This window comes from Ruegeria sp. B11 (assembly GCF_056539785.1).
In genome coordinates this window covers 279,644-303,326 of sequence record NZ_JBQFVO010000004.1, presented here as the reverse complement: position 1 = coordinate 303,326, position 23,683 = coordinate 279,644, and the positions used below count along the sequence as shown (strand labels likewise).

Sequence of the window (23,683 nt, the reverse complement as noted above, 5' to 3'; positions counted from 1 at the left end):
CCCAATCAAAAACCTCAGATGCCCCCAGTCTCTCCCGAGCGTCTCCGCAGCTTCCACCGCGTCCCAGCACCTCAGCAGCGCCGGTGAAGGGCGTTCTATGCCTTACGCATTCAACGCGCAAGTGGAAAATTCAAGAATATCGCAAAAAACTTCAAATTCATTTTTTAAGCAATAGTTTCAAATGGTTGATCGGCACTCACCTCATAGAAATCGGCGAAAATCATCCTTCAAGCACACCAGATATACCGCCTAGGTTTCAGTGCTTGTTGGTTCAAACCCAACATATAGTGAGAACACTACAGTCACCCACAAGACTATACCGACTCGACGGCAATCAGCGATTCATTTCCAATCCCGGAATCGCACCCGATATCGGCGCCGCCAGGCGCAATGCAAGTTGGCCTTACAGGGCCTTGCGCATTGTCTATGGATAGGCTCAGGTCTTTTCAAAGCAAACCCGATACGCCTGTGACCTTGATATGACGAATGACATTAAGTTTCCCTTGCTGCGAACCGTTGGGTTTGACGGTCTGTTGGTGACCTTTGCGCAAACCATGTCCGAGCCGTCGAACCGCGCCGCCCTGGCGTTTCGGGGCGCAGTCGAGGCGCAGCAGATTGATGGCGTGCTTGAGACTTCGGCCTCGCTGGCATCTGCATTTATAAGGTTTGATCCATTAAGCCTGTCGCATCATGACATCGAAGAGTTGCTGCGGGCTATGCTGGTCAGTCGCGATTGGTACGCTGCACCTTTGCCTGCGGGGCGACGATTCTGGAAAGTGCCGACGGTCTACGGTTCCGATCTTGCGCCACAGCTAGAAGACGCGGCATTGGCAGCAGGGTTGTCACCAGCGGACGCCATTGATCGTCTCAGCCAATCGCGTGTGCGGGTTTTAACCATCGGATTTGCGCCGGGCCAACCTTATCTCGGGCCACTCGGACCCGAATTCAACATTCCACGCCTGAAAGAGCTGACGCCGATGGTGCCTGAAGGGGCGTTGGTTTTGGCAATTTCTCAATTTGTCCTGTTCTCGGGGCCAACCCCAACCGGATGGCGTCATGTTGGACAAACCGCGTTTCGTTGCTTTCGTCCGGACATGGGGCGAAGTTTTGCCCTCAACCCCGGTGATGAGATGCAGTTCATCTCAGTCACGCGCGAAGAGCTTGAGGATATCCGTACAACCTGCACTGATGGCTCTGGTGGTGCGAGTTGCGAGGAGATCGCGACATGACGCTGATCGTCCACCGCATCGGCCCAGCTTGCACGGTTCAGGATCAAGGGCGCACCGGGTATCTGGATCAAGGCCTGTCGTGTTCGGGTGCCGCAGATATAGTGGCACTTTATGAAGGGGCCGCGTTGCTTGGTAACACCCCAACGAGCGCCGCCCTCGAAATGGCGGGGATGGGTGGTGAGTTTGAGGCAACCGCACCAACCGCCATCGCGCTGACCGGCGCACCGATGCAGGCCAGTATCGATGGCAGCCCCGTCTTGTGGAATGCATCGCATCAGATGGAGGCTGGGCAGCGGCTGGTAGTCGGGTCGGTGCTGCAGGGCAGTTACGGGTATCTGAATCTGGGTGGCGGGATCGGGACCGACATGACTCTGGGCTCACGCGCGGCCCATCTGACCGCAAGGATCGGGCGCGCCGTTCAAGCGGGTGATCACCTGCCTTCGACGGAAACCGGCAAGACCGGCCTGAAACTGCGTTCGGAGGATCGGTTTTCGGGTGGGACGTTGCGGGTTGTGGCCAGCTTTCAAACCGCACTGTTCGATGACGAGACGCTGGCACGGTTTACGCAAACGACATTCCGCCGCGGTGCCCGAGCCAACCGGATGGGCATGCAGCTGGATAGCGACGGTAACGGCTTCGCGGCAAAGGGTCAGTTGAACATACTGTCCGAAGTCATAACTCCCGGCGATATACAGATGACCGGCACCGGTGCGCCCTTCATCCTACTGCCCGAGTGCCAGACCACCGGAGGTTACCCGCGCATCGCAACCGTTCTGCCCTGTGATCTGCCCCGCGCTGCACAGACCCCGGCGGGAGGCGAGGTGCGCTTCGAATTCGTAACACTGGAACAAGCCATCGCGCTGCAAGCCGCATTTAAGGCCGACCTTGCCCGCCTGCCCGCCCGTGTTGAACCATTGGTCCGCGATCCGCATGACATCCCGGACCTCCTGTCCTACCAACTGATCAGCGGAATGATCTCTGCCACCGAATAAGGAGTTATTGCGATGCCGAGCGTCGATCTGAATGCCGATATGGGCGAAAGCTTTGGCCCGTGGAAGATGGGTGACGATGAAAGCCTTCTGAAGATCATCACATCAGCCAATATCGCCTGTGGCTTTCATGCGGGTGACCCGGATGTGATGGCCAAGACCATGGCTCTGGCAGCCCAGAACGGTGTGGGCATCGGTGCGCATCCCGGTTTTCCTGACCTGCAGGGATTCGGGCGTCGAAACATGAAAGTGCCCCATGAGAGCTTGCGCAATCTGGTGCGTTATCAACTGGGATCGGCAATCGGCATGGCCAAGGCGGTGGGCACTGAAGTGCGCCATCTAAAGCTACATGGAGCGCTGGCCAATATGTGCTCGGTCGATATCGATATGGCGCGGGCCTGTTATCAGGGCGCATTGGACGTGGACCCGGACATCATCATCATGGTGCTGGCGGTAACCAAACAAGAAGAAGCGGTGCGCAAGCTGGACTGCAAATGGGTGGGCGAAATCTTCGCCGACCGTGCCTATAACGACGATGGCACTTTGGTGGATCGGTCACTGCCGGGAGCCGTGATCCATGATCCGGCGCTGGCCGGACCGCGCATTCTGAACATGGTGAAGGAAGGCGCCATCATCACCAAATCCGGCAAACGCCTTGAGACCTCAATCGATACGATCTGCCTGCATGGTGATGGCCCGACGGCAGTTCAGATCGCGCACTCGGTGCGCGAGAACCTGATCGCGGGCGGAGTCGAGGTCACAAAATTCATCCGTTAGTTACAACAACGTAACTTTGGCACCCCATCTCCAAACTGTTGCCCATGCAGGTCTTAGCGCCTAGCATGCATGGCAAGTGCATGATCTGACTACCACAAATCCAAGCAACGCGCCGCAAGGAGGTGAGCCTATGTCTTTTGATCTGATGTCCTACCAGCCAAGGGGCGACAAGAAGAACTCAGACTTCTTCACCGAATATCTTCCCAGGATTTACGAGCGCCGCATCAGCTCGGGCATTGCGGATCAAGTCGGTGCGATGCGGGCCATTGTCATTCAGGTCGAGACAGATGCGCTGTTTGACACGCTGGTCGAGCTTTATGTGATGACCCCCTATCGCCACACCGCCAGCTATTTGGGACAGACACACAAGTTCTCGGTGATGCATTCACATGCCGATTATCCGGCGCTGATCCTGATGGCTCCGCTCAGCCCGGCATTCGAGGATTTCATCCCGCGTATCAATCGTATGTACCCGCTGGCGCGCGGTAAGCCGCAGACGCGATATGTAGGTGAGATTTACGGTGCCACCGACCTGAAGGCGCTGACTGGAACGCTGGAGGATCAGAATATTCGGTTCGAATATTCTGGGGACACCGAAAATCCGTTCTACACGCTGGAAGGATACCGCTTTACGACGCCATCGGATTTCACGTGCAATCGCGTCGGCTATTCCACGCTGGATTTCAACGACACAGACAGTCTGGGGTTAGGCGATCGTGTTTTGCTGAGCGATGTGGAACAAGCCAAGCTGGATCAGGCCGCTGCGTTTGGGATGGATAGCAAAATCGCACCCCTGATGCTGGGGATCGACCATCTGGCGACACGCATTCTGGCCGGGGAACGTGAGGACGCGATCCTCGAGTTTCTGACCATGGTGCCTTATTACTTCTGGGGGGCCTACAACATCTTCGACATGAACTCGTCGACCAATGTGAATCGCAATGCCAGTGTGGATGACGACAAGAAATCCCCTGCCAAGGTCTTTACTGCTAACAACACGCCGTCGTTCGTGAACTCTTTCGAGCAATTGCCGATGCCAACCGAGGATTTCGTGCGTAATTTCGGACGACGCTTGCACCACATGGCGGTTGAAATTCAGGACGGCGACCATGGCGCGGGTGAGAAAAATGTCGATTTCGTGGTCAACACTCTTAAAGACAAGGGCGTTCCGTTCCTGGCCCATGTGGTCGGGGAATGCAAAGATGATCCGAACCTGAAACAGATCTTCTCAAAGCACTCGAAACACACGCTGCTGATCACCGAATACATCGAACGTTGTCATCACTACGACGGTTTCTTCACCAAGGATAACGTTGCAGCCTTAACTGCGGCGGCCGGGCAAGATGAACAGTACAAGCACGGCCACGTCTTCGATTGATTTGCCATAAAAAATGGGCTGCGAGGTCATCGCAGCCCAGGCCCATCCAGGAGAGAATGCCGGGTCTTATGACGGCCCGATCATGAAACACGTGACATTGCGCGCCTGTAACCGACGACAGGCCAGATCAGCCTGCTCGCGGGTCATGCCCTGAAACGTCGCGTCAAACCCACGCGAGCTTTGGTTCACCTTACGCAAAGTGCCTTCCAAAGTGGTCATTTCCGACAGCGCAGTTTTCAACAGAACCTTCTCGGCCTCATACCGTGTGGTGTAGCGGCCAACATTGACGCCCCAAAGGTGACCGCCGGAAGTGGACAAGCGGGTCACAACTTCGGGTTCAGGCTCGGGCTGTTTGGCCGGTTCGACCGAGGCCAGCACAACGTTTTCGGAAGGCTTGGCGCCATCCGACGGTGCTATGTCTGCTGCTGCAATCGCAGCAGCGATACCGTCCTGAATCCGGGTGTTGTCTTTTTCAGCCGTTGCGGCGACCGACCCCGCGACCTGAACCGTTTCGCTCGCCACCGGGCGCAACACCGGGCGCAGGCTCTTTTTCGGCGGGCCCGCTTGGGCGACCACTTGTGCACTACCCAGACCTGCATTCCCTGCATAGGCCGGGCGGGCGGGCTTACGGATTGGCGCACGCGAGGGGGCACGGCGGAAACCCATATCCAAAAGCTCGGCCACCCGGGCGTTGCGCGATGCACCTGATTTGCCACCGAAGACGGTCGCGATGATACGTTCATCCTTGCGCTTGGCCGAAGCAACCAGATTAAACCCTGCAGCGCGGGTATAGCCGGTCTTGATCCCATCGGCGCCCCGATAGGCTGCCAAAAGGCGGCGGTTGGTGTTCGGTACAGTCTTGATCCCGGCATTCGTCGATTGGCGCGAGAACAGGTTGTAGTACTGCGGGTAATCATACAGCAGGTGACGGCCCAGCGTGGTCATATCCCGCGCGGTCGACAAATGCCCCGACTCGGTCAGACCATGGGCATTCTTGAAGGTGGTCCGGCTCATCCCCATCGCCTTGGCGGTGCGGGTCATGCGACGAGCAAACGCCGCCTCGGACCCGCTGAGGGCGATGCCGATCGCGGTTGCCGCGTCATTGGCGGATTTCACCGCCGCCGCCCGGATCAGATAGCGAAACGCGATTCGCTGCCCAGTGCGCAAACCCAGCTTCGAGGGCGGCTCAGCCGCTGCCGCCTTGGTGATGCGCACCTGAGTGTCCAACGTGATCTCACCATTCCGCACGGCCTCAAACGCAATATACAGCGTCATCATCTTGGTCAGAGATGCCGGATGCAACCGCGTGTCGGCATTGCGGGAATGCAGCACTTCTCCGGTGCGTGCGTCGATCACCATGGCCGCGTAAGGGGCCGCCATGCCCTGAAGTGGTGCAAATGAAAGCAGCCACAGAAATGCTATAAGTAATAAGCCCATTCGGGCCGGAACTGTCCGCCGAATCTGCACGATCTTTGCCTCTGTCTGCCTCGCGCCGCCGGGTTTTCCCGGTCAGCAATTTTTATTTTGATATTCTTCAGGCTAACACAGGGACGGGTTTAAAGAAACTGAAAGCTGCGTTTGAGTGGATCATATACACAATCAGATTCACGCTACATATGGTGCTTCATGCGCGCCCGGACACCATACCGGCGATTGTGCCGAATTTCAGGCAAGCCGTGTCATCGAATTTTTTGTGACTGATGTCAAACGGCAACAGGTCAGGAAATCTGATCAATCAAAGCTGAAAGATCACCCAAATCCTTCAACTCGCGGAACCGTGGGTTGGAAGTTGGGACCTCGGCCTGCTCGACCTCCCATACCAACCCGTGCGGGACATGCACGCCCCAGCACCCGGCTTCGATTGGGGCCACCACGTCAGAACGCATCGAGTTTCCGATCATCATCGAAGCGTCGGGTCCATCACCGTACTGGTCAAAAATCATCGCATAGGTCGCCGCCGTTTTTTCGCTCACGATCTCGACGCCATCGAACAGCTCACCCAATCCGGATTGCGCCAGCTTACGCTCCTGGTCGATCAGGTCGCCCTTGGTGATCAGCAGAACCTTATGCGTCTCGGCCACCGCCTCGATGGCCTCGCGCGCATGGGGGAGCAGTTCGATGGGATGTGCCAGCATCTCCTGCCCCGCTTCAACAAGTTGGCGGATGACGCGCGCCGGTACGCGATCTTCCGTCACCTCAATCGCTGTCTCGATCATCGACAGGGTAAAGCCCTTGATGCCATACCCATAGTGCTGGATGTTGCGCTTTTCGGCGGCAAGTAGACGTTCCATCAGGTGATCGTGATCGGCGTGATCGGCCAGCAATTCGGCAAAATATGCCTGAGTCAGCTGGAAGAAACGCTCGTTATGCCAAAGGGTATCGTCTGCATCGAACCCGATTGTTGTCAGCTTGTCCCGCATCGCATTTCCGTCCGGTTGCTCTTTTCTCTGGCCACCGTGACGTTATATAAGCCGGGAAACAATTCGTAGTGTTAATCGAGATTCTCTTACAGCAATGCGCAAACACCAGTGGATCATGTCTGAAAAGGACGACGAAGACGACGACACGTCGGTCCTGGTGCAAACGCGCCCCAAGACCAAGCGGCCGCCGCTGTATAAGGTGTTGTTGCTGAATGACGATTACACGCCGATGGAGTTCGTGGTGCATGTGCTGGAACGGTTCTTCGGCATGACCCATGCGCAAGCGTTTGAAATCATGCTGACCGTCCACAAGAAAGGTGTCGCCGTGGTTGGCGTGTTCAGCCATGAGATTGCCGAGACCAAGGTCGGGCAAGTCATGGATTTCGCGCGCAGGCATCAGCACCCGCTGCAATGCACCATGGAACGCGAAGAATAACGCGCGGCCATGTCCTCTCGCCTTGATCTAGCCTTGAACAGCGGGCTCAGCCTGTCGCAACCGCTGACTGTTTTGGCGCCTACCCCGGACCACGATTTGTCGGACCTTCCGCGCGAGGCGCAGATGGTGCAGCCGTTCAAACCGTTCCACGATCACTTTGCCACGCAGGGCTTTGTCGCTACGCCCAATAGTGACGCGCCTTGCCAGGATGCGGTCGTGTTTCTACCGCGCGCCAAGGCGCTGGCCCGGGCGCTGATCCATCAGGCCTGCAGCCGCGCCAGCGGGGTCATCGTGGTGGACGGGGCCAAAACCGATGGCGTCGACAGTTTGCTGAAAGATATCCGCAAGCGGGTTGCGATCGAGGGTCCAATCTCGAAGGCACATGGCAAGATTTTCTGGTTTCAGTCTGATGCGGACACCTTTGCCGACTGGGCTGCGCCTGAAAACCAAATGGTTGACGGCTTCCATACCGCTCCCGGTGTGTTTTCCGCCGATGGTATCGATCCTGCCTCGGCCCTGCTGCTGAAGTCTCTGCCAACCAAGCGCGGCACGCGCATTGCTGATCTGGGTGCAGGTTGGGGCTTTCTGTCCGCTATGCTGATCGACGACACCTTGCGCAGCCTGCATCTGGTGGAGGCCGACCACACCGCCCTTACTTGTGCCCGCGCCAATGTCACCGACCCCCGTGCGCAGTTCCACTGGGCCGACGCCACCAAATGGAGCGCGCCCGAGCCGCTGGACATGGTGATCATGAATCCGCCCTTTCACACCTCGCGCAGCGCCGACCCGACATTGGGCCAGGGCTTTATCGCCAGTGCTGCACGCAACCTCACCCGCAATGGTCAACTCTGGATGGTCGCCAATCGCCACCTGCCTTACGAGGCAACGCTGGCCGAGGCTTTCGCCCGTGTTGACGAAGTGGCAGGAGACAACCGCTTCAAGGTTTTCCATGCCTCTCGCCCTCGGGGCTGAGGCCCGCTAACCTGCGCCAGAACTCAGGAGGATTCGCATGTCCTTTTCCATCGCGGGCAAGACCGCAATCGTCACCGGGGGTGCCAACGGCATCGGACTGGCCATCGGACGGCACTTTGCCGATGCAGGCGCCAATGTCATGTTCGCCGATATGGATGAAAAGCGCCTGTCCGATGAGCTGGGCGAACAGGCGGATGACAGCAACATCCGTTATTTCGCCGGTGACCTGCGTGAAAAGTTGACCATCGCCAATCTGCTTTCGGCCACGCTGGATGCGTTTGATCAGGTTGATATCCTGATCAATGGTGCGCGGCAGGTGATCCCGTCGGACCCGCTGGACACCGATGACGATTCCGTGCGCACATTGCTGAACCAGAACCTGATGCCCGCGCTGCGACTGAGCCAACTAGTGGCTAAGCGATTTATCAAACAGGCTGATGGAGACGATGAGAACCCTGCCGGGTCAATCATCAACCTGTCCTCGATTGCCGCACGCCGTACCCATCCCGATCTGATGGCCTATTCCGTTTCGACCGCTGCGCTGGATCAGATGACCCGTTCGTTGGCGGTTGCACTTGCGCCCAGCCGCATTCGCGTAAACTCCATCGCACTAGGATCGGTCATGAGCGCTTCATTGCAGTCAACGCTGAAAGAAAACCGAGATTTCCGGGACGACATCGAAAAACATACTCCGCTTTCCCGGATTGCCGCTCCGAACGAACTGGTCGAAACCGCGCAATTTCTCGCGTCGGACGCTGCGGGCTTCATGACAGGCCAAATTCTAACCATTGACGGAGGCCGCACCCTGCTGGACCCTGTCGCAGCCCCGGCCCACTGATCCCAATGTTCGATAAAGAAAAAGCCACCGCCGCTGCCTGGTTCCGCCAGTTGCGAGATGACATCGTAACCGCCTTCGAAGCGTTGGAAGACTGCCACACCTCAGGCCCCTTCTCGGATTCTCAGCCGGGAAGGTTCGAAGTCAAAGAAACTAAACGGCAGTCTGACGATGGCTCCGACGCGGGCGGCGGGCTGATGTCGGTGATGCGCGGGGGCCGCGTGTTCGAGAAGGTGGGCGTTAATGTCTCAACCGTCTTTGGTACGCTGGGTGAGCGCGCGCAAAACGCGATGGCTGCGCGCAAGGGTATTCCGGGGATGAAGGACGACCCCCGGTTCTGGGCTTCGGGCATCAGCCTTGTGGCTCATATGCAGAACCCGCATGTGCCTGCGGTCCATATGAACACCCGGATGTTCTGGACCCCACATGCCTGGTGGTTCGGCGGCGGCTCCGACCTGAATCCCTGCATCGAATATGACGACGACACCGCCCATTTCCACGCCACCCAAAAAGCGCATCTCGACCCGCACGGACCCGGCCACTACCCGCGCCTCAAAGATTGGGCTGACGAGTATTTTTATATCCCCCACCGAAAGCGCGCTCGGGGTGTCGGCGGGATCTTCATGGATGACTATTGCACCGGCGACTGGCAGGCGGATTTTGCGCTGACTCAGGACATCGGTCGCGCCTTCCTGCCCGCCTTTCTGCCTCTGGTCGAAAAACGCCGGGTGCAAAGCTTTGACGACGCGGACAAAAACACCCAGCTGGTGCATCGTGGGCTCTATGCCGAATACAATCTGGTCTATGACCGGGGCACCAAGTTTGGTCTGGAAACCGGGCACGACCCCGATGCTGTTCTGATGAGTCTGCCGCCCTTGGCCAAATGGGCCTGACCGCTAAAACCCCATATCGATGGAATTATCAAAGCAGTAGTTTTGCGCCGAAGCGGCGGACAGGTTCTCACCCACCCTGTTGACGGTCAAAGAATATCCCGGATTGGTATCCGCGCCGGGCGGTGGAGTTAGCGAAAACTGCACTGTCCGAACACCTTTCTCGTAAGCTTTGGAAACATAAATCCGCTGCGAGTTTGAAACTCCCAATGTGCGAACTGCATAATCCCCAATTCCACACCAATAGGTGACCGCAGCCGAGGATCCACCGACAGGCTTCACTTCGTAGGTTCCATCCTTTAGCGGCGTGATCTGGGTTCTGAACTGCGGTCTAAGTTTATAGCCAAAACCAACGCCCTGAGACTGCGCAATGGTGGGGGTCAGTATGATGGCTGTCAAAGAGAGGCATGTAAGAAAACGCATATAAAACACCCTATGAAAAACGCGATCACGGCTGAGACGACGTGGGACCAACCAGCCTATACGAATCAATATAGTCAAACCGGGCCTCAGGTCTAACTCAACCCGTAACACATCAGCTTGAGTGAAAATTCTTTCTTTGAATATGTGGTGCGCTATGATCTCTGCATCAGCAGTTTCCAGAGTGGCCCGTGGAAAAGTCATTTCCCAAAGACTGGTTCGATCTTTCCGGTGAAAAATACGCCGACTTCGGTGCGTTATTTTATCTGGCTGCCCTGACCAAAACGCATCGTAACCGCAGTTTGGCACAGGTTCTCTATGCGTTCGAAACGCCGCTGAGATTGGGCCAGTATCACATCTTCCGCCAAAATGGCTTTCCGCGCGGCTTCGTAACATTTGCCGGTCTCAGCCCGGAAGCCGAATATCGCTATGCAGTTAAAGAAGAGCCGCTGAAAGATACCGATTTCGCCAGCGGCACATCCTTCTGGATCATCGACATGGTGGCACCCTTCGGCCAAACCCGTCAGATCGTCGACATGCTGAAACGGGACATCCCGCACCCGCGTGTGCGCACCAATCGCCTTAGCAGCGACCTGTCCACAAAGCGCATCGTCGAATGGACACGCGATGACCAGCAGCAGGTGCATATGCGCCTTTACCGCGATGCCGAATTTGCCAGAACGCTTGAGCAGGAAAACGGATGACTTCGGTTGTAACCATATCGGGCGATACCACGGGCGACGTGACCGGCTTTCCTCCGAATGTCGCTTCGGGTGACCTCGATGTCACCGCAACATCGGATTTCGGAACCTTCACCGGGGCCACCTGGGCAATCTCCGATCAACCGGATTTCGGCACCGCCTCAATAGATGCGAACGGTACGTGGACCTATACCGTCGACCCGGCCTTCTTCGATAGCCTCGATGACGGAGAAATCCAATTGGACTCGTTCGAGGTGACGGTCACCGCCAATTTCGCCAATGGTTTCTTCACCTTCAGTGGAACCCAGACCCAGATCATTGATATCACGATCGAAGGCGTTTGCTTTACCGCAGGTACTCTGATTGAAACGGCGGAAGGCCAGCGCGCCATTGAGACCCTGAGCGTGGATGACGACGTGTTGACTGCCGATCACGGAATACAGCCGATCCGCTGGATCGAAAGCAGCACCATGTCGCCCGAGCGATTGCGCGCAAATCCTGCGATGCGCCCGGTGCGTTTGACCGCAGGCAGTCTGGGACCCGGTGTTCCATCCCGCGATTTGCTGGTGTCTCAACAGCATCGCCTCCTGATCCACGGCCCCAAGGTCGAGATTCTGTTTGGCGCGCCCGAAGTGTTGGTCGCCGCCAAACATCTGTGCTCGTGGCCGGGAATAGATATTGATACCGGTGATGAGCCGGTCGAATACCTGCATATCCTGCTGGACAGGCACGAGATTTTGTTTGCCGAAGGGGCTCAGGCCGAAAGCCTGTTTCTGGGTGAAGAAACCCTCCACACGCTGTCTTCTGACGCGCTGCAGGAACTCGCCGAGATATTCCCCGAGCGCGCCTCGGACGAACATATCGGCTTCGGCCTTGCTGCGCGGCTGATCCTGCGCGAACATGAGGCGCGTGCGCTTGCCTAGGTCCTAGACAACCCGCCCCCCGACATCCTGCGGAGCCAGCGCGACGGTCTTGATCACCGCATAGCATGTACTGCCCTGCTGCAAACCCAGCGCCGCGACCGAGCGTCGGGTCACGCGCGCCAGCACAACACCCGCAGTTGTTTTGACCGACACGATTGCACCGGGCCCCTCACCTGCCCGGATCGCCTCGACCTGCCCCGACAACACATTCAAGGCTGAAAGACCCTCGGGTGGTCTACTGGACAGGATCACCTCTTGCGCCGGAATACGAATACGCAGCTCTTCGCCGATTTGATGGGCAATCCGAGGCAGGTAAAGACGAGCGCCACCGGCATCAAGTTCGGACAGGCCATCGTCGTGATGCGCCGTAACACGGACCCGCAGAACGGCCCCCACCGCGCGCACGCCTGCAGGGGCCACGGATGGGTCCGACAGAACATCGGACGCGGGACCATGCCGCACGACACGCCCGTCCTGCAGCGCGACCACGGACGTTGCAAGCCGGGCAACCTCGGCCGCCGAATGGGTCACATAAAGTATCGGGACCGAGACCTCATCCCGCAACCGTTCGAAATAGGGCAGGATTTCAGCCTTGCGCGCGTCGTCGAGCGCGGCCAGAGGCTCATCCGCAAGGATCAGGCGCGGGCTGGCCAGCAGGGCGCGGCCAATGGCGACGCGCTGTTTCTCACCCCCCGATAGCATCGCTGGGCGGCGGTCCAGCAGATGGCCAACACCCAACATCTCGATCACCCGATCCGGGTTTTCGCGTCGTGCCCCGCGCGGTGCAAACCAGCGACCATAATTCAGGTTCTGGCGTACGGTCAGATGCGGGAACAGACGGCCTTCCTGAAAGATATAGCCCAGACGCCGCCGATGCGGCGGCAGCCATGCCCCACGATCCGTGTCGAATAACACCCAATCGCCGACCGCGACCCGCCCGGCCTCGGGCCTCAGTAGCCCCGCGACTGCATTCACCACCGTCGTCTTTCCCGAACCAGAACGCCCAAACAGAACCGTTACACCGGAAGGTGCGTCGAAATCGAGGTCCAGCTTCATCCCGGGCAGCTGGTGTTGCAGGCGGACGGACAGGCTCATGATCCGGCCACGCGTTTGGCCACACGACGGCCGACATATTCCGACAGCAAAAGCGCGCCCATAGCGACGATGATCGAGATGATCACCAACCGAGTCGCCGCCGCCTCACCCCCCGGAACCTGCAAGAACGCATAGACTGCCGAGGGCAACGTCTGCGTCTGACCGGGTATGTTCGAAACAAAGGTGATCGTGGCCCCGAACTCTCCCATCGCCTTGGCAAACGCCAGGATCGCGCCCGCAATGACCCCAGGCAGGATCATCGGCAGCGTCACCGTTCCAAAGACCAGCAGACGCGAGGCCCCCAAAGTGGCGCCTGCCTGTTCCAGTTTTGGGTCTACCGCCTCGATCGACAACCGGATCGCGCGCACCATCAGCGGAAAAGCCATGATCCCGGCAGCCAGCGCAGCGCCAGTCCATCGGAAAGCAAAAACGATCCCAAGCTCGGCCAAAGGCGCGCCCAACGGCCCCTGAATCCCAAAGGTCAGCAGCAGCAGATAGCCGGTCACCACCGGCGGCAGGATCAGAGGCAGATGAACCAGACCATTCAGCAACTGGCGCCCCGGAAACCGCCAGCGCGCAAGCGCATAGGCAATGAAAATCCCAAAGGGCAACGTGATCAGCGTTGCCCAGAACGATACGCGCAGCGACAGGCGCAATGCCTCCATCTCTGCCGGGCCCAACCATCCCATCGTACTACCCTTCGGGCAGGGAGAACCCCTGCCTCATAAATTCGGCCCGTGCGGAATTGCCTTGCAAATAGGTCAAAAGCGCGTGCGCCGCAGGTTCTGCAGTAGAAGTCAGGGCTGCCGGATACACAATTTTCGGATGGACATCCGCAGGGATGACACCGATGACCCCGACCCGCTCATCAGCCACAGCGTCCGAGCGATAGACGATCCCCAAAGGCGCCGCCCCCGTCGCAACCAGCGCCAGCGCGGCACGAACATTGTCCGTCTGGGCAATCCGGTCCTGAACATCGCCCCAGAGTCCCAGACCCTGTAACGCGGCCTTGCCATAGATGCCCGCAGGCACCGCATCGACCAAAGCCATGGCCAGATACCCACTGCCTAGACGGGTGCTCAGGTCAAACCCCGCCTCAATCTCGGCCGTGTCAGCCCCCGGCGCACCAATCAAAACCAGACCGTTACCCAGCAACTCAATACGTGAAGCGGTATCGATCAGGCCCTCATCCTGCAGCACGTCAATCCAATCCTCGTTGGCCGAAATGAACAGATCGGCGGGCGCCCCCGCTTGTATCTGCCGCGCCAGCACCGAGGAGGCCGCGTACGACACCGTCACCTCTTGCCCGGTCTCAGCCTCATAACTTCTGGCAATCACGTCCAGTGCGGTCTTGAGGCTGGCGGCGGCAAAAACCAGCACGCCCTCGGCCCGAACCGGGGCAGCGAGTATCGCGCAGAAGGCCAAAGCTGCGATCAGACAGCGACAGGCGCCCGTCATTCTTTGCCTCCGGATCAGAGGGTTGCAATCCCTCTGGGCATATCGGAGGCAACACATGGCAGGCAAGGCCCTTTGGCCTTACAACCAAAGCTACGGCCCATATTGAACTCAGAATTCGATGGAAAACGAGAATCGCCCAACCCAAGATCAATATGCTGTCGCGCTTCTCTAAAACCGGAAACTCCCGAGGTAGAGCGCTCAATCGCTAAACAACGTGTCTGATCCGCCTCGCCTGAACAGCGATATCCGCATTTCGCTATTCAACCACGATATGACAAATGAGTTTGCTCGATTGGTAACCGCGCCCAGTTGCCTAAACGCTGATCTGAAACCTTGCGCAATTTTGCAAAAGAAATTGTGCCATACCCTCTTGCACCCACGCACGGGCTTAGCTACATGAGCCCTCACGGGTGATTAGCTCAGTTGGTAGAGCGCTTCGTTTACACCGAAGATGTCGGGAGTTCGAGTCTCTCATCACCCACCATCCTTTCCCCACAATGGATCAAGGTCTTACGCGACTAGCACCTCTAAATCCGCCCGTTTTAGACATCATGGCCTTCGCATAATCACGATTTACCGTTGCACGGTCCTCGAAGCGAGCATGCACGACGCAAAAGAACAGGGCACCGTCATCTAGGCCGTTGCGAGGAGTAAACCAATCAAAGGGGTCGGTGGGCTCTATCGATGCAATCTGATTGGTTGGTGGATCAACAGGTGCGACATTGGCTTCACTATTTGTGATATCATCGAGCAGTGTTGGACGGGCCGTGCCGGTATCCGGCGTGAGAATACCCATGATCTGCTCGCGACCAGCCGGAACGAAACGTCCGCTCTCCTCGACTGGAAACCGGATCGGCTGTCCGGCATAAATATCCCGCTGAACTTCACTGTTGTTAACAACAAGGGTTCCGTTAACGAGCACGTACGGAATGCCTTCTGACGGAAGACCTTGCTGACCGAGAGTATAGTTCGCCTTTTCGGTCACAGATTCCGGGTCGAAAATCGTGATGTCCGCGACCATGCCTTCTTGCATACGCCCACGCACCTGCATTGCTCGCAACCCTGTGTCACCTAAGCGCTTCGCATGGATGTAACTTAGCTGAGTGAGTGTGAGCATAAGCGGCACATTCGCTTCGCGAGCCAGTCTCAAGACAAGCGCGTGGCTGCCTGCTGACCGAGGATGCCCGGCATAATCTTCGTAAGGAGCATCCCAATTCATCAAGTTGCCCTCGATGTCTAGCCCGGCCATACCGTCGCCCGAGATGCCATAGCCTGCGATAGTAATCCAATCATTCAGCCATTGCTCCCTTGGCGGGCTAAAAACAATTGCCGTCCGTCCCGGTTCATTCTCAGCGAAGCTCAAAAACTCGTCTTTTGTAACGAAGCGATCGAGTTGGGGATCAAAGATGGTGTCTTCGTATTTGTACCCCATCGAACCTTCCCAATTTTCGGGGGCGATGATCGAGGCTCCGTAGTTTCCCGATCCGGCAGTCCAAGGATAGTAGCTGGACCAGACGTTGTAGCCTTGGTCGCGGGCCATCTGGAGCTTTTCCTGATTTTCCCACCACCCATAATCATTGTCATGATGAATGTGCAGCGGGGCACCAAGCACCATCGCATTGACCAAGATTTCATTTACACCCGTCTGTGTTTCTGTCGGCGTCGAAGCACTGGGATGAAATCGGTGATGGACGGAAGTCAGTCTACCGTAACGCGCCGCAGCCCGCTGTGCTTCGAACATCTCATAGGTGGTAATACCTTCGCGGGCGTAACCAATGGTCGATCCCACACCAAGTGCTCCAAGACGTAGTCCCTCATCCAGCTGGGCAGTGATTTCGTTCATCTGCTCACGGTTGCTTGGTACAGAAGACCACCCCTCGACGCCGTCTTCCACAGATTGTGCCCTCAGTGCGAAGAAGTTCCGGAAGTCTATATCTCCACCTTCAAGCACGAGCCCGTCATGGACCCGCATCCGTGCGAATTCTTGTCCAACCACCGTGCCATAATTTGCCTGCGTTGAGCCCTCTCGTGCTTCATACCATTCATCAACGTTAGCGGCTCCGACCTCAAAATCCATTTGAGTTGTGACGCCATCCCTAAGGTTTACTTTAATACCCCAAGGGTCCAACCCGTGTTGCTCAAGGTCGATAAATCCGGGTGACACAACGTGCCCTGTCGCATCGATGGTCTGGCTGCCGTTAATATCTTCGTCGGTAATCGCAGTGATCCAGCCGTTGCTAATTCCAACGTTTGCAATCTGGTCGAACCCGGTTTCCGGGTCCATGACCCGACCGTTGAGAATGACGATGTCGTAAGTCTGCGCGGCGCCTAGTGTCGAAAAAACAGACAACGTGCCCGCCAGAAACAAGGTACGCATGGATGGATCCTCCCTTTTATCGACAAAACTGAATGTTTTGTTGTTTTTGGAGTCTGCTTTCGCCCCACCTCAGAAAACGATCCGAGTTCTTAGACCGAACAGCATAATGCTATCCTGCGTGGGGTTCAGCAGCGGGTCAGATATGAACTGCAGTGATGGCGTGATCTGCAGCCCGGGTGATATTGAAAAACGATAGAATGCTTCGAGCGTGAACTGATCACTGTCTATGCCCCTTGCCTCGGCCCAGTTCAGTCCCAGCCCGGCCAGATCGGTATTACGACCGTAATATCCCAGACCTGCAGAAACGGACCGATCATAAAGCGCCGCTGTCCCTTTTGAGGCCCCTGCCCTGAAGAATGGCATCCATTTATTGCCAACAAACCAAGCCGCTGAGAAGGCAGCCCCATAATCTTCAGGGCGGCTACCATCGTCGGCTGCATCCGCATGCCAAAGGGTCAAATGGATATTGTCAAAGTAGATGCGATCAAAGCCGGAGGTGTAACCAAGCTCGAGTGACTTGAAGAGATTACCATCGCTAAACACATCAAAGTTTGGATCAGACGGGTCGGCGTTTGCGTCTGAGATGCTCGCAACAGCGTAGAAGTTTTCGCTCAGCTTTACGCCACCGGCAATGCCAAGGCCTTGATTGGGTGTGTTAATAGTCGGATTGGTATTGAAAGACAGGTTCTGGAAACCGCTGTATGGGCTGACCAACCCATAAATGTCCACAAAGTCCGTTACATCAATCTGCCCGACTTGCAGCGTCCACGCGCCGTTCTCGGCCCTTTGCGTCCAGAATAGATTGGTCAGCAGCAAACCATTATCGTTGAAGGCTGTCCCAGTGATCGAAAGTGCTCCGCCATCCAGCCCAAGAAACTGTGGGGCAACATCAGTGTAACTGTGCCGATCTTCGATCTTGAATGTCAAAGAGCCGCGTTCAGTTGCCTGCCAACTACCGTAAAAACGCGCAATTCCGCTTGCCGCTTCGCCGGTTCCAAGATCAGCATTCGTGGATTGGCCCAATGCCAAGTAGTCAATATTGAAGCGAAAACCGTCCTCTGCCAGTCGGTCTTTCCACTGAAACCAACCTGGTGCGATATTGCGTGGAAAATCGGTACGGTATTGCGGATCGGTTAGCCCATCGCCGGGCTCTAGATCAGCTTCAACTGAAGATGGTCCGGATAGTCCTTGGGCCGACGCTGCGCCAGCAAAGGCAATACTCAATGCGGCAAACAGAAGTCTTATCATTCAGACGTCTTTGCCCCGCTGGTCTTGCGAGCTCCCGCCGCCCGGATGCGATCGGCGGCGCGCTGCTTCCATTCCAGCCTGTCTGTTTCAGTTTCCAGTGTTTCGACGCGTTCCGTCTCTAACTGGAAAGTCGCATTCATAGGCATGAGGCCGTCCACAACCATCATATTCTGAACAGAAGGATCGATAGTCAGCGTGCCCGTCAGCCGAACGGGTTCGTGGAAATAGCTGGGCGTCCAGTCTCCATTAAGCCGTACACGGATCATTTGGTTGGGCGGAGGTGGAGGCATGTGACTGCACATCCCTCTTTCTGGCACCAAATACGCCACAGGCCGACCATCCGGATCACTCGGAGCAGGAATGGCAAAGCCCGCGAGTGTGATTGTTTGACCGTCGAATTGCGGATTTCCGTTTGTACCAGCCTTTCTTCGACGTTCTGTTACGACCTCTCGCTGATCGAGTAGCCAGTCGACATCAATACCATCTGCCACCAAGGCATCCTCAGTCTCGGTCAGAAGCTCTTGCCATTTCTGCCTTTCTTCATCGCTACCAGATTCCCGCTGCAATCTGCCGCGCAGCCTTACGACGTAAAGAACATCGTCGAACTGTTCAGCGCTAAGTTCGCGATAGGGGTCTTCAAAGACCTGCGCGGACGGGTCAGGCAGGTCAGACCAGTCTAACGCGGTTCCTGGTGTCGCCATGACAGGATGAGCACACCAAACCAACCCTGCGAATACTACGGAGCGGAAGCAATGTCGCATAAATACTCTCCGGCTGTTCAGACAGGTCAATCCAGTGTGTTTTTATAGATGACGCCGTCCTTCATGATCAGGCGGATCGTATCTGGGCTTTCAGGCCTCGGGTCGGCACCGAACCATTGATCACCCGTGCCAACAACCGAGAAGTCTTCAAGTGGGTTACCATCGATGAGCAGGATATCCGCATAAGCTCCTTCCTCGATAACGCCGAGTTTTCCGGCGGTATACGGGTTCATAAAGTCACCTGACAAAGCGACCACCTCACCACCCGTCGATGTCAACGTCACCATCGACGTGTAGGGTCCAAAAAACTCATTGTTCAGGTGCTTCTCGTAGGCAATCTGGATATTGCATGCCTCGACCGAACCAACACAGTCGGTCTGGAACCCTCGCTTCACCGGGCATTCCTTCATATTGTCGATGTAGCCCGCAAATGTGGCCGAGGCGGATTTTGCTTTGGCAAGGCTCGACGGGACATTTGCCACTGCCGGAATATCAAGCAATCCGGGATCGAAGGCCGTCAGGTTGGTCGTAATATATGCCCCTTTTTCGTTCATGACTTGGGCAATTTCACAGTCAAACGAGAAGCCGTGTTCGATCGACATCACACCCGCCTCTAGCGCGCTCAGGATTGCTTCCTTCCGATAGGAATGCGCCATGACATAGCTGCCATACTCGTTTGCCACCTGTACCGCAGCTTTGATTTCCTCAGGCGATCCAGCCAGCAACTGCCACGGATCGAAGGCCGATACGACGCCACCAGATTGCATGAACTTCAACTGCGTCGCGCCCATGCGGAAATTGTTGCGTGCGAACTTGTAAACGTCATCAACACCGCTAATTTCCTGCGCCAAGTTCAGCCTGCTCATGTTTGTTTCAGACCCGGGCGGTGCGGTGAAATTCGCGAAGTCAGCGTGACCACCTCGCGTTCCGATAAATGCACCAGATGGAAAGTAACGCGGGCCGTCAATTTGGCCTGCGTCAATTGCGCGACGTAACCCGCCATTGGCGCCACCCGCATCCCTGACTGTGGTGAAGCCCTGCATCAAATACATCTCGGCCATCCGTGCACCGTGTATGGCAAAGTCCTCCCACGTTGTGTTGGCCTCCATCGCAGGTAACGTCGGCCCCATCAGCATGAGGTGCGCGTGCAGTTCAATAAACCCGGGGGTCAGTGTCCGTCCCTCTCCGTCAATGACCGTGGCGTTGGGGGCATCGATCGCATCGGTTGATACGGCCTTAATCAGATTACCCTCGACCAATACGCTGGCATTCTCGATACGCTGTTCATTCACGCCATCGAAGACATGCACATTGGTAAACAGCGTTTGGGGTTCTTCTTGATCCTGAGCCTGCGCGGACGTTGGAAAAGAAAGAGCTGCAGCGACAATTACCGTCGAGCAAAGGGACAATCGTAGGCCGGACATAAGTACTCCCTTCATATTCGTGTTTTGCAAACTGTAGTCCGGAAAATCTTGGCTCGGTTGCCACTTTCGAATTAGGATGTTCGAATGTGATTGAAAAAATGGCCACTTCTTAAAACTAATCCAGACAAGGGTGACGAGCTTGCCTTTCAACTCCACCTCTCAAGAGCATAGCGAGGGCTTTATTCGCCTCTCCTTAGCTGCTCCGTTCCTGCAATATCTCACCGAACGTAAGATCAATCCGCAACCAGCATTGGATCAGGTCGGCCTGAAAGCCGGACTGTTGTCTGACCCAGCCGTGTTCGTGCACTCAGAGTTGGTCTACGGTTTGGTAAACGCCTTCTCAGAAGTGTCAGGAGATCGATACCTTGGACTGAAAGTAGGGGAGACGTTTGACCTGCAAGAGTGGCCTCCGTTCGCTCAGGCCCTGCAATCGACAAAGACGCTGTTCGAGTTCTTTACCCGTTTCGTGGGGCTTGTACCGCAGGAATCCAATTCTGTGCGACACAGCCTTGTCGTAGAAGCGGACAAAGCGACTTATCGAATCGAAAGACAACAAGAGCCTACTGTACCGCCGATTCAGGTGACCGGTTTTGGTGCCGCAATCTATGTACGCCTATTGCAGACCGTCGTCGGGGATGCCTGGGATTCTTCGCGTGTGCGATGGGAAAGCAGATACATCAACGGTCTGCCTATCGACTACAAAGGGATCGAGGTTGGCCTTGGGACCGATCCCGGAATGCAAATTAGTTTTCCCGTGGAATGGTTGTTTTTGCACCATGTCTCTGAGGGCTCTGCCAAGCCCATCGCCTCACCGCGACAAGATGAAGAAGTAACCGTAGTAGCTGCTTTGCGATCTGTTTTACGCGATAAGCTGGATGAAACCGATTTGGGACCAGAGGTTGTGGCCGGGTTGTTGGGAATACAGCCGGAACGGTTTCTTAAGGCGCTTCAGCAGCAAGGCACAACGCTGCCCCGCGAAATCAAACGGCTGCGTGTCGATGTCGCCAAGGAACACCTCGGAGAAGACAAAATGACAATAGCTGAGATCGGTCTAATGCTCGGCTACTCCGACAAATCCCATTTCACACGCTTTTTCAGGGGCCAGACCGGAATGACACCGACCAAGTTCCGCCTTGGCTCGTAATTATGTTGCAAATGCTTGGATCAGCTGTGCGAACTTGATCTCGGAACAAAAGCAAAGGCGCGACCAGACTGCCGTCTCGACCGCGCCTTAAATCATTCTATTCGAACGCCATTATTGGCCCGTGGTCTCTACGCACGTTCCCTTGCCCCATCCTGACTTGCTGCCAGAGGCAGAGTAGTCGAACGTGCCCTTCTCAGGGTGAACGTTATAATTCAGCGTGTAATCCTCACCGACATACAGATAGGTCAGGGTGTCGAGACCGGGAAACACATCCACATCCTTGTCGATATCCCCGATCGTGATGTGGCCCTTTTGCTGGCCATCATACTTCACAAGCCGAGCGGCCATTTCCGGGTGTTCCGCATCCGGTGCCTCACATTCAAACACCCGCTCCTCAGCGACTGCGGCTGCTGGCAATAGGGCAAGAAGAAGAGCTGCCTTTTTCATTGATTTCCAATCTGTATTCGATCTGTTGCACTGCGGCGGCTATTGACGATTTTGGGCGGAATTTTGTCCAAACTCGGGTCGTTCTGCGGTCTCGTAGCACACATCTCGTTAGACCAATTCACGTTTGGGTTTCGCCTGCGTTTTGAGGTGAGCCCTAAGCACATTTCCATCGCGTTTTGGGGAGTATCCAACCCAGCATTGAGGGCTCGAAGACAGAGACAATCGGTCTTTGCACCCATCAGCTGCTGAGAAATTTCTTAGGGTTCGTCATGGCAACCATTTGGAACCTCAATTTGTGAATTCCAATGCTGAAGGGGGCAGCGCGAGACCGGGCCAACTCTGCCCTACAGCTTTGCCCATAGCGGGACGTGCGGTCGCAGTAGGGTGAAAAACCCTGCGCGCGCTCCCATCTGTTCAGGACAGAAAAAGGAGAGCGTCTGATGCAATGTCCGATTGATGGAACTCAGCTGGTAATCACCGAGCGGAGCGGGGTCGAGATTGATTATTGTCCGCAATGTCGTGGCGTGTGGCTGGACCGTGGAGAACTGGACAAGATCATCGATCGCTCTGCCGACCATACGCCGCCCCCACCGCCGCAGCGGGGTTATGATGACCGATCTGATCACGGATACCGTAAAAAGAAGAAACGCGGCGGCTTTCTGGATGAGCTGTTTGACTTCTAAGACGTTGGCACCGTGATCTGAGAGGGTTTTATCGCTTGTTGTATAGTCACGGGTGAGATGGGTGCGAGCACCCATCCTACGCTTGCTGCAAGTTGGTAGTGTGGGATGTGGCAAATTGAAAAGCAATGGTGTGAGATAAGTGCGAACACCAACCAAGCACATTGCCGTGCTTTCCTTCAGGTAGAATCTTCTCTAGTCAAACACCAACGATTGAGTGGGAGAAGGTATTTGGAGAGCTTCATAGGTTGGCTAGTTTCTTCAGGTTTTGCAGCGGCATTGATAGTCGGAATTGGGTTGCTATTCCGTGAAAGCATATTGAAAGTTGTTGGGGAGCGTGTGGCACTTTCTTCACAGAAAGTTCTGCAAGAAAGACAACATGCGTTTGAGCTTCAAATTAAACAGGTTCAATTGGATTTTGAGCGGTTGAATTCCAAGCAAGACCAAATTCTATCATCTGTTTTAGACGTATCATCTGATCGGGCAAAAGAAGTGTCAAAGCGCGAAATTGAAGCCGCCGAAGCTATTTGGTCGTCAGTGGGTAAGCTAGACGAGTTGTTCGCGCCGGCGCAAATTGCAGAAATTCTAAAATTTGATGAAATTGAAGCCGCTTCATCTAGCGATCGAAAAAAGTTCGAAGAGTTAGCTGAAATGCTGACTAAGACTTTTACTCCTGAGTTTGCAAAGGACTTGCGCTGCGACTGGGCGAGGCTGTTCGTCAATGAAAGCGCTTGGGCCTTCTATTCGGCGTACCATTCAATACTGATGACTGGTGCCATTCGATTAAAAACACTGGCAATAGGTGCTCCGCTAACAGGCCCAGAAATCAATTCGGGCTTGAAGAAAGCCATATTGGAAGCGCTCCCCCATCAAGAACCTACTTTCGAAAAATTCCCAGATGTTAGCAGTACGATTTTCCTTCAGGAGATAAAGCAGGCTTTGGTTATCGAGCTCAGGCGATCAATCCAAGGGGAACATTCCTCCAGCGCCGAGGTTAAAAAATCCATTGCAATTTTAGACGCCTTGGCAGCAAAAGGCGGTGGAGACGCACGATACCCAGTTGCGGCTGACTAAGGGCA

Annotated in this window: 24 protein-coding genes and 1 tRNA gene; 14 read left to right on the top strand and 11 right to left on the bottom strand. The window is 56.0% G+C overall.

The features are described from left to right. Nucleotides 1–479: 479 nt before the first annotated feature. From ACR0I1_RS15970 to ACR0I1_RS15955, 4 genes are all read left to right on the top strand, one after another. Nucleotides 480–1,229 (top strand): 5-oxoprolinase subunit B family protein, encoded by a 750-nt coding sequence (locus ACR0I1_RS15970; RefSeq protein WP_480563013.1) that lies wholly within the window; start codon nt 480–482, stop codon nt 1,227–1,229. Further along, entirely contained in the window at nt 1,226–2,221 is a 996-nt protein-coding gene (locus ACR0I1_RS15965) for a 5-oxoprolinase subunit C family protein (protein WP_480707220.1), read from the top strand. The genes ACR0I1_RS15970 and ACR0I1_RS15965 overlap by 4 nt, the downstream gene beginning before the upstream one ends. Nucleotides 2,222–2,233: 12 nt before the next feature. Beyond that, a complete protein-coding gene (locus tag ACR0I1_RS15960; protein ID WP_480707219.1) occupies nt 2,234–2,995 on the top strand; it encodes a LamB/YcsF family protein in 762 nt (253 codons plus the stop codon). Nucleotides 2,996–3,125: 130 nt separating this feature from the next. Next, on the top strand, nt 3,126–4,373 hold the full coding sequence (locus tag ACR0I1_RS15955) for a hypothetical protein (protein WP_480593253.1): 1,248 nt from the start codon (nt 3,126–3,128) through the stop codon (nt 4,371–4,373). Nucleotides 4,374–4,439: 66 nt separating this feature from the next. Here ACR0I1_RS15955 and ACR0I1_RS15950 read toward each other — a convergent pair whose 3' ends face one another. Then, nucleotides 4,440–5,810 (bottom strand): D-alanyl-D-alanine carboxypeptidase family protein, encoded by a 1,371-nt coding sequence (locus ACR0I1_RS15950; RefSeq protein WP_170396050.1) that lies wholly within the window; start codon nt 5,808–5,810, stop codon nt 4,440–4,442. Nucleotides 5,811–6,091: 281 nt separating this feature from the next. Next, complete coding sequence (locus tag ACR0I1_RS15945) at nt 6,092–6,793, bottom strand: HAD family hydrolase (protein ID WP_170423897.1); 702 nt, start codon at nt 6,791–6,793, stop codon at nt 6,092–6,094. Nucleotides 6,794–6,887: 94 nt separating this feature from the next. Between ACR0I1_RS15945 and clpS the strand changes: the two genes are divergently transcribed. The 4 genes from clpS to hemF are packed head-to-tail and all read left to right on the top strand — an operon-like array spanning nt 6,888 to nt 9,929. Continuing rightward, on the top strand, nt 6,888–7,229 hold the full coding sequence (clpS, locus tag ACR0I1_RS15940) for an ATP-dependent Clp protease adapter ClpS (protein WP_170396046.1): 342 nt from the start codon (nt 6,888–6,890) through the stop codon (nt 7,227–7,229). Nucleotides 7,230–7,238: 9 nt separating this feature from the next. After that, nucleotides 7,239–8,201: a class I SAM-dependent methyltransferase gene (locus ACR0I1_RS15935; RefSeq protein ID WP_480707216.1), complete on the top strand. Its 963-nt coding sequence runs from the start codon at nt 7,239–7,241 to the stop codon at nt 8,199–8,201. Nucleotides 8,202–8,238: 37 nt separating this feature from the next. Continuing rightward, entirely contained in the window at nt 8,239–9,039 is an 801-nt protein-coding gene (locus ACR0I1_RS15930; protein ID WP_170408883.1) for an SDR family NAD(P)-dependent oxidoreductase, read from the top strand. Between the two features lie 5 nt (nt 9,040–9,044). After that, complete coding sequence (gene hemF, locus ACR0I1_RS15925; RefSeq protein WP_480707215.1) at nt 9,045–9,929, top strand: oxygen-dependent coproporphyrinogen oxidase; 885 nt, start codon at nt 9,045–9,047, stop codon at nt 9,927–9,929. Nucleotides 9,930–9,932: 3 nt separating this feature from the next. On the opposite strand, the gene ACR0I1_RS15920 is transcribed toward hemF, so the two are convergent. After that, nucleotides 9,933–10,349 (bottom strand): hypothetical protein, encoded by a 417-nt coding sequence (locus tag ACR0I1_RS15920; protein WP_480707214.1) that lies wholly within the window; start codon nt 10,347–10,349, stop codon nt 9,933–9,935. 188 nt (nt 10,350–10,537) lie between these two features. On the opposite strand from ACR0I1_RS15920, the gene ACR0I1_RS15915 reads away from it, so the two are divergent. Next, nucleotides 10,538–11,050, top strand: a complete 513-nt coding sequence (locus ACR0I1_RS15915; RefSeq protein WP_480707212.1) for a toxin-activating lysine-acyltransferase — start codon at nt 10,538–10,540, stop codon at nt 11,048–11,050. After that, nucleotides 11,047–11,970 carry a Hint domain-containing protein gene (locus ACR0I1_RS15910; protein WP_480707210.1) on the top strand — a complete coding sequence of 308 codons (924 nt, stop codon included), beginning with the start codon at nt 11,047–11,049 and terminating at the stop codon, nt 11,968–11,970. Before ACR0I1_RS15915 ends, ACR0I1_RS15910 begins: the two co-directional genes overlap by 4 nt. 3 nt (nt 11,971–11,973) lie before the next feature. On the opposite strand, the gene modC is transcribed toward ACR0I1_RS15910, so the two are convergent. The 3 genes from modC to modA are packed head-to-tail and all read right to left on the bottom strand — an operon-like array spanning nt 11,974 to nt 14,523. Next, nucleotides 11,974–13,065, bottom strand: coding sequence for a molybdenum ABC transporter ATP-binding protein (gene modC, locus ACR0I1_RS15905; protein WP_170423887.1), 1,092 nt, complete (start codon nt 13,063–13,065; stop codon nt 11,974–11,976). Next, a complete protein-coding gene (gene modB / locus ACR0I1_RS15900; RefSeq protein ID WP_170423885.1) occupies nt 13,062–13,754 on the bottom strand; it encodes a molybdate ABC transporter permease subunit in 693 nt (230 codons plus the stop codon). Before modB ends, modC begins: the two co-directional genes overlap by 4 nt. 4 nt (nt 13,755–13,758) lie before the next feature. After that, the gene (gene modA / locus ACR0I1_RS15895) at nt 13,759–14,523 is read right to left on the bottom strand and encodes a molybdate ABC transporter substrate-binding protein (protein WP_480707208.1); all 765 of its coding nucleotides are present in this window, start codon (nt 14,521–14,523) and stop codon (nt 13,759–13,761) included. 408 nt (nt 14,524–14,931) lie between these two features. Between modA and ACR0I1_RS15890 the strand changes: the two genes are divergently transcribed. Continuing rightward, nucleotides 14,932–15,007, top strand: a tRNA-Val gene (locus tag ACR0I1_RS15890). 18 nt (nt 15,008–15,025) lie between these two features. Here ACR0I1_RS15890 and ACR0I1_RS15885 read toward each other — a convergent pair. The 4 genes from ACR0I1_RS15885 to ACR0I1_RS15870 all read right to left on the bottom strand — a co-directional run bounded on the left by ACR0I1_RS15885 (nt 15,026) and on the right by ACR0I1_RS15870 (nt 20,348). Continuing rightward, a complete protein-coding gene (locus ACR0I1_RS15885) occupies nt 15,026–16,900 on the bottom strand; it encodes an amidohydrolase family protein (RefSeq protein ID WP_480707206.1) in 1,875 nt (624 codons plus the stop codon). 69 nt (nt 16,901–16,969) lie between these two features. Then, complete coding sequence (locus tag ACR0I1_RS15880) at nt 16,970–18,148, bottom strand: carbohydrate porin (protein ID WP_480707204.1); 1,179 nt, start codon at nt 18,146–18,148, stop codon at nt 16,970–16,972. Continuing rightward, nucleotides 18,145–18,849 (bottom strand): DUF3299 domain-containing protein, encoded by a 705-nt coding sequence (locus ACR0I1_RS15875; protein ID WP_480707202.1) that lies wholly within the window; start codon nt 18,847–18,849, stop codon nt 18,145–18,147. Before ACR0I1_RS15875 ends, ACR0I1_RS15880 begins: the two co-directional genes overlap by 4 nt. An 86-nt stretch (nt 18,850–18,935) precedes the next feature. Beyond that, nucleotides 18,936–20,348 carry an amidohydrolase family protein gene (locus tag ACR0I1_RS15870; protein ID WP_480707200.1) on the bottom strand — a complete coding sequence of 471 codons (1,413 nt, stop codon included), beginning with the start codon at nt 20,346–20,348 and terminating at the stop codon, nt 18,936–18,938. A 124-nt stretch (nt 20,349–20,472) separates the two neighbouring features. On the opposite strand from ACR0I1_RS15870, the gene ACR0I1_RS15865 reads away from it, so the two are divergent. After that, the gene (locus ACR0I1_RS15865) at nt 20,473–21,477 is read left to right on the top strand and encodes an AraC family transcriptional regulator (RefSeq protein WP_480707198.1); all 1,005 of its coding nucleotides are present in this window, start codon (nt 20,473–20,475) and stop codon (nt 21,475–21,477) included. 111 nt (nt 21,478–21,588) lie between these two features. Here the strand turns inward: ACR0I1_RS15865 and ACR0I1_RS15860 are convergent, their stop codons facing one another. Beyond that, nucleotides 21,589–21,924, bottom strand: coding sequence for a hypothetical protein (locus ACR0I1_RS15860; RefSeq protein ID WP_170514092.1), 336 nt, complete (start codon nt 21,922–21,924; stop codon nt 21,589–21,591). 440 nt (nt 21,925–22,364) lie between these two features. On the opposite strand from ACR0I1_RS15860, the gene ACR0I1_RS15855 reads away from it, so the two are divergent. Next, on the top strand, nt 22,365–22,607 hold the full coding sequence (locus ACR0I1_RS15855) for a TFIIB-type zinc ribbon-containing protein (RefSeq protein WP_170408258.1): 243 nt from the start codon (nt 22,365–22,367) through the stop codon (nt 22,605–22,607). Nucleotides 22,608–22,712: 105 nt separating this feature from the next. Then, nucleotides 22,713–23,678, top strand: a complete 966-nt coding sequence (locus tag ACR0I1_RS15850; RefSeq protein WP_170512940.1) for a hypothetical protein — start codon at nt 22,713–22,715, stop codon at nt 23,676–23,678. Nucleotides 23,679–23,683 lie beyond the last annotated feature (5 nt).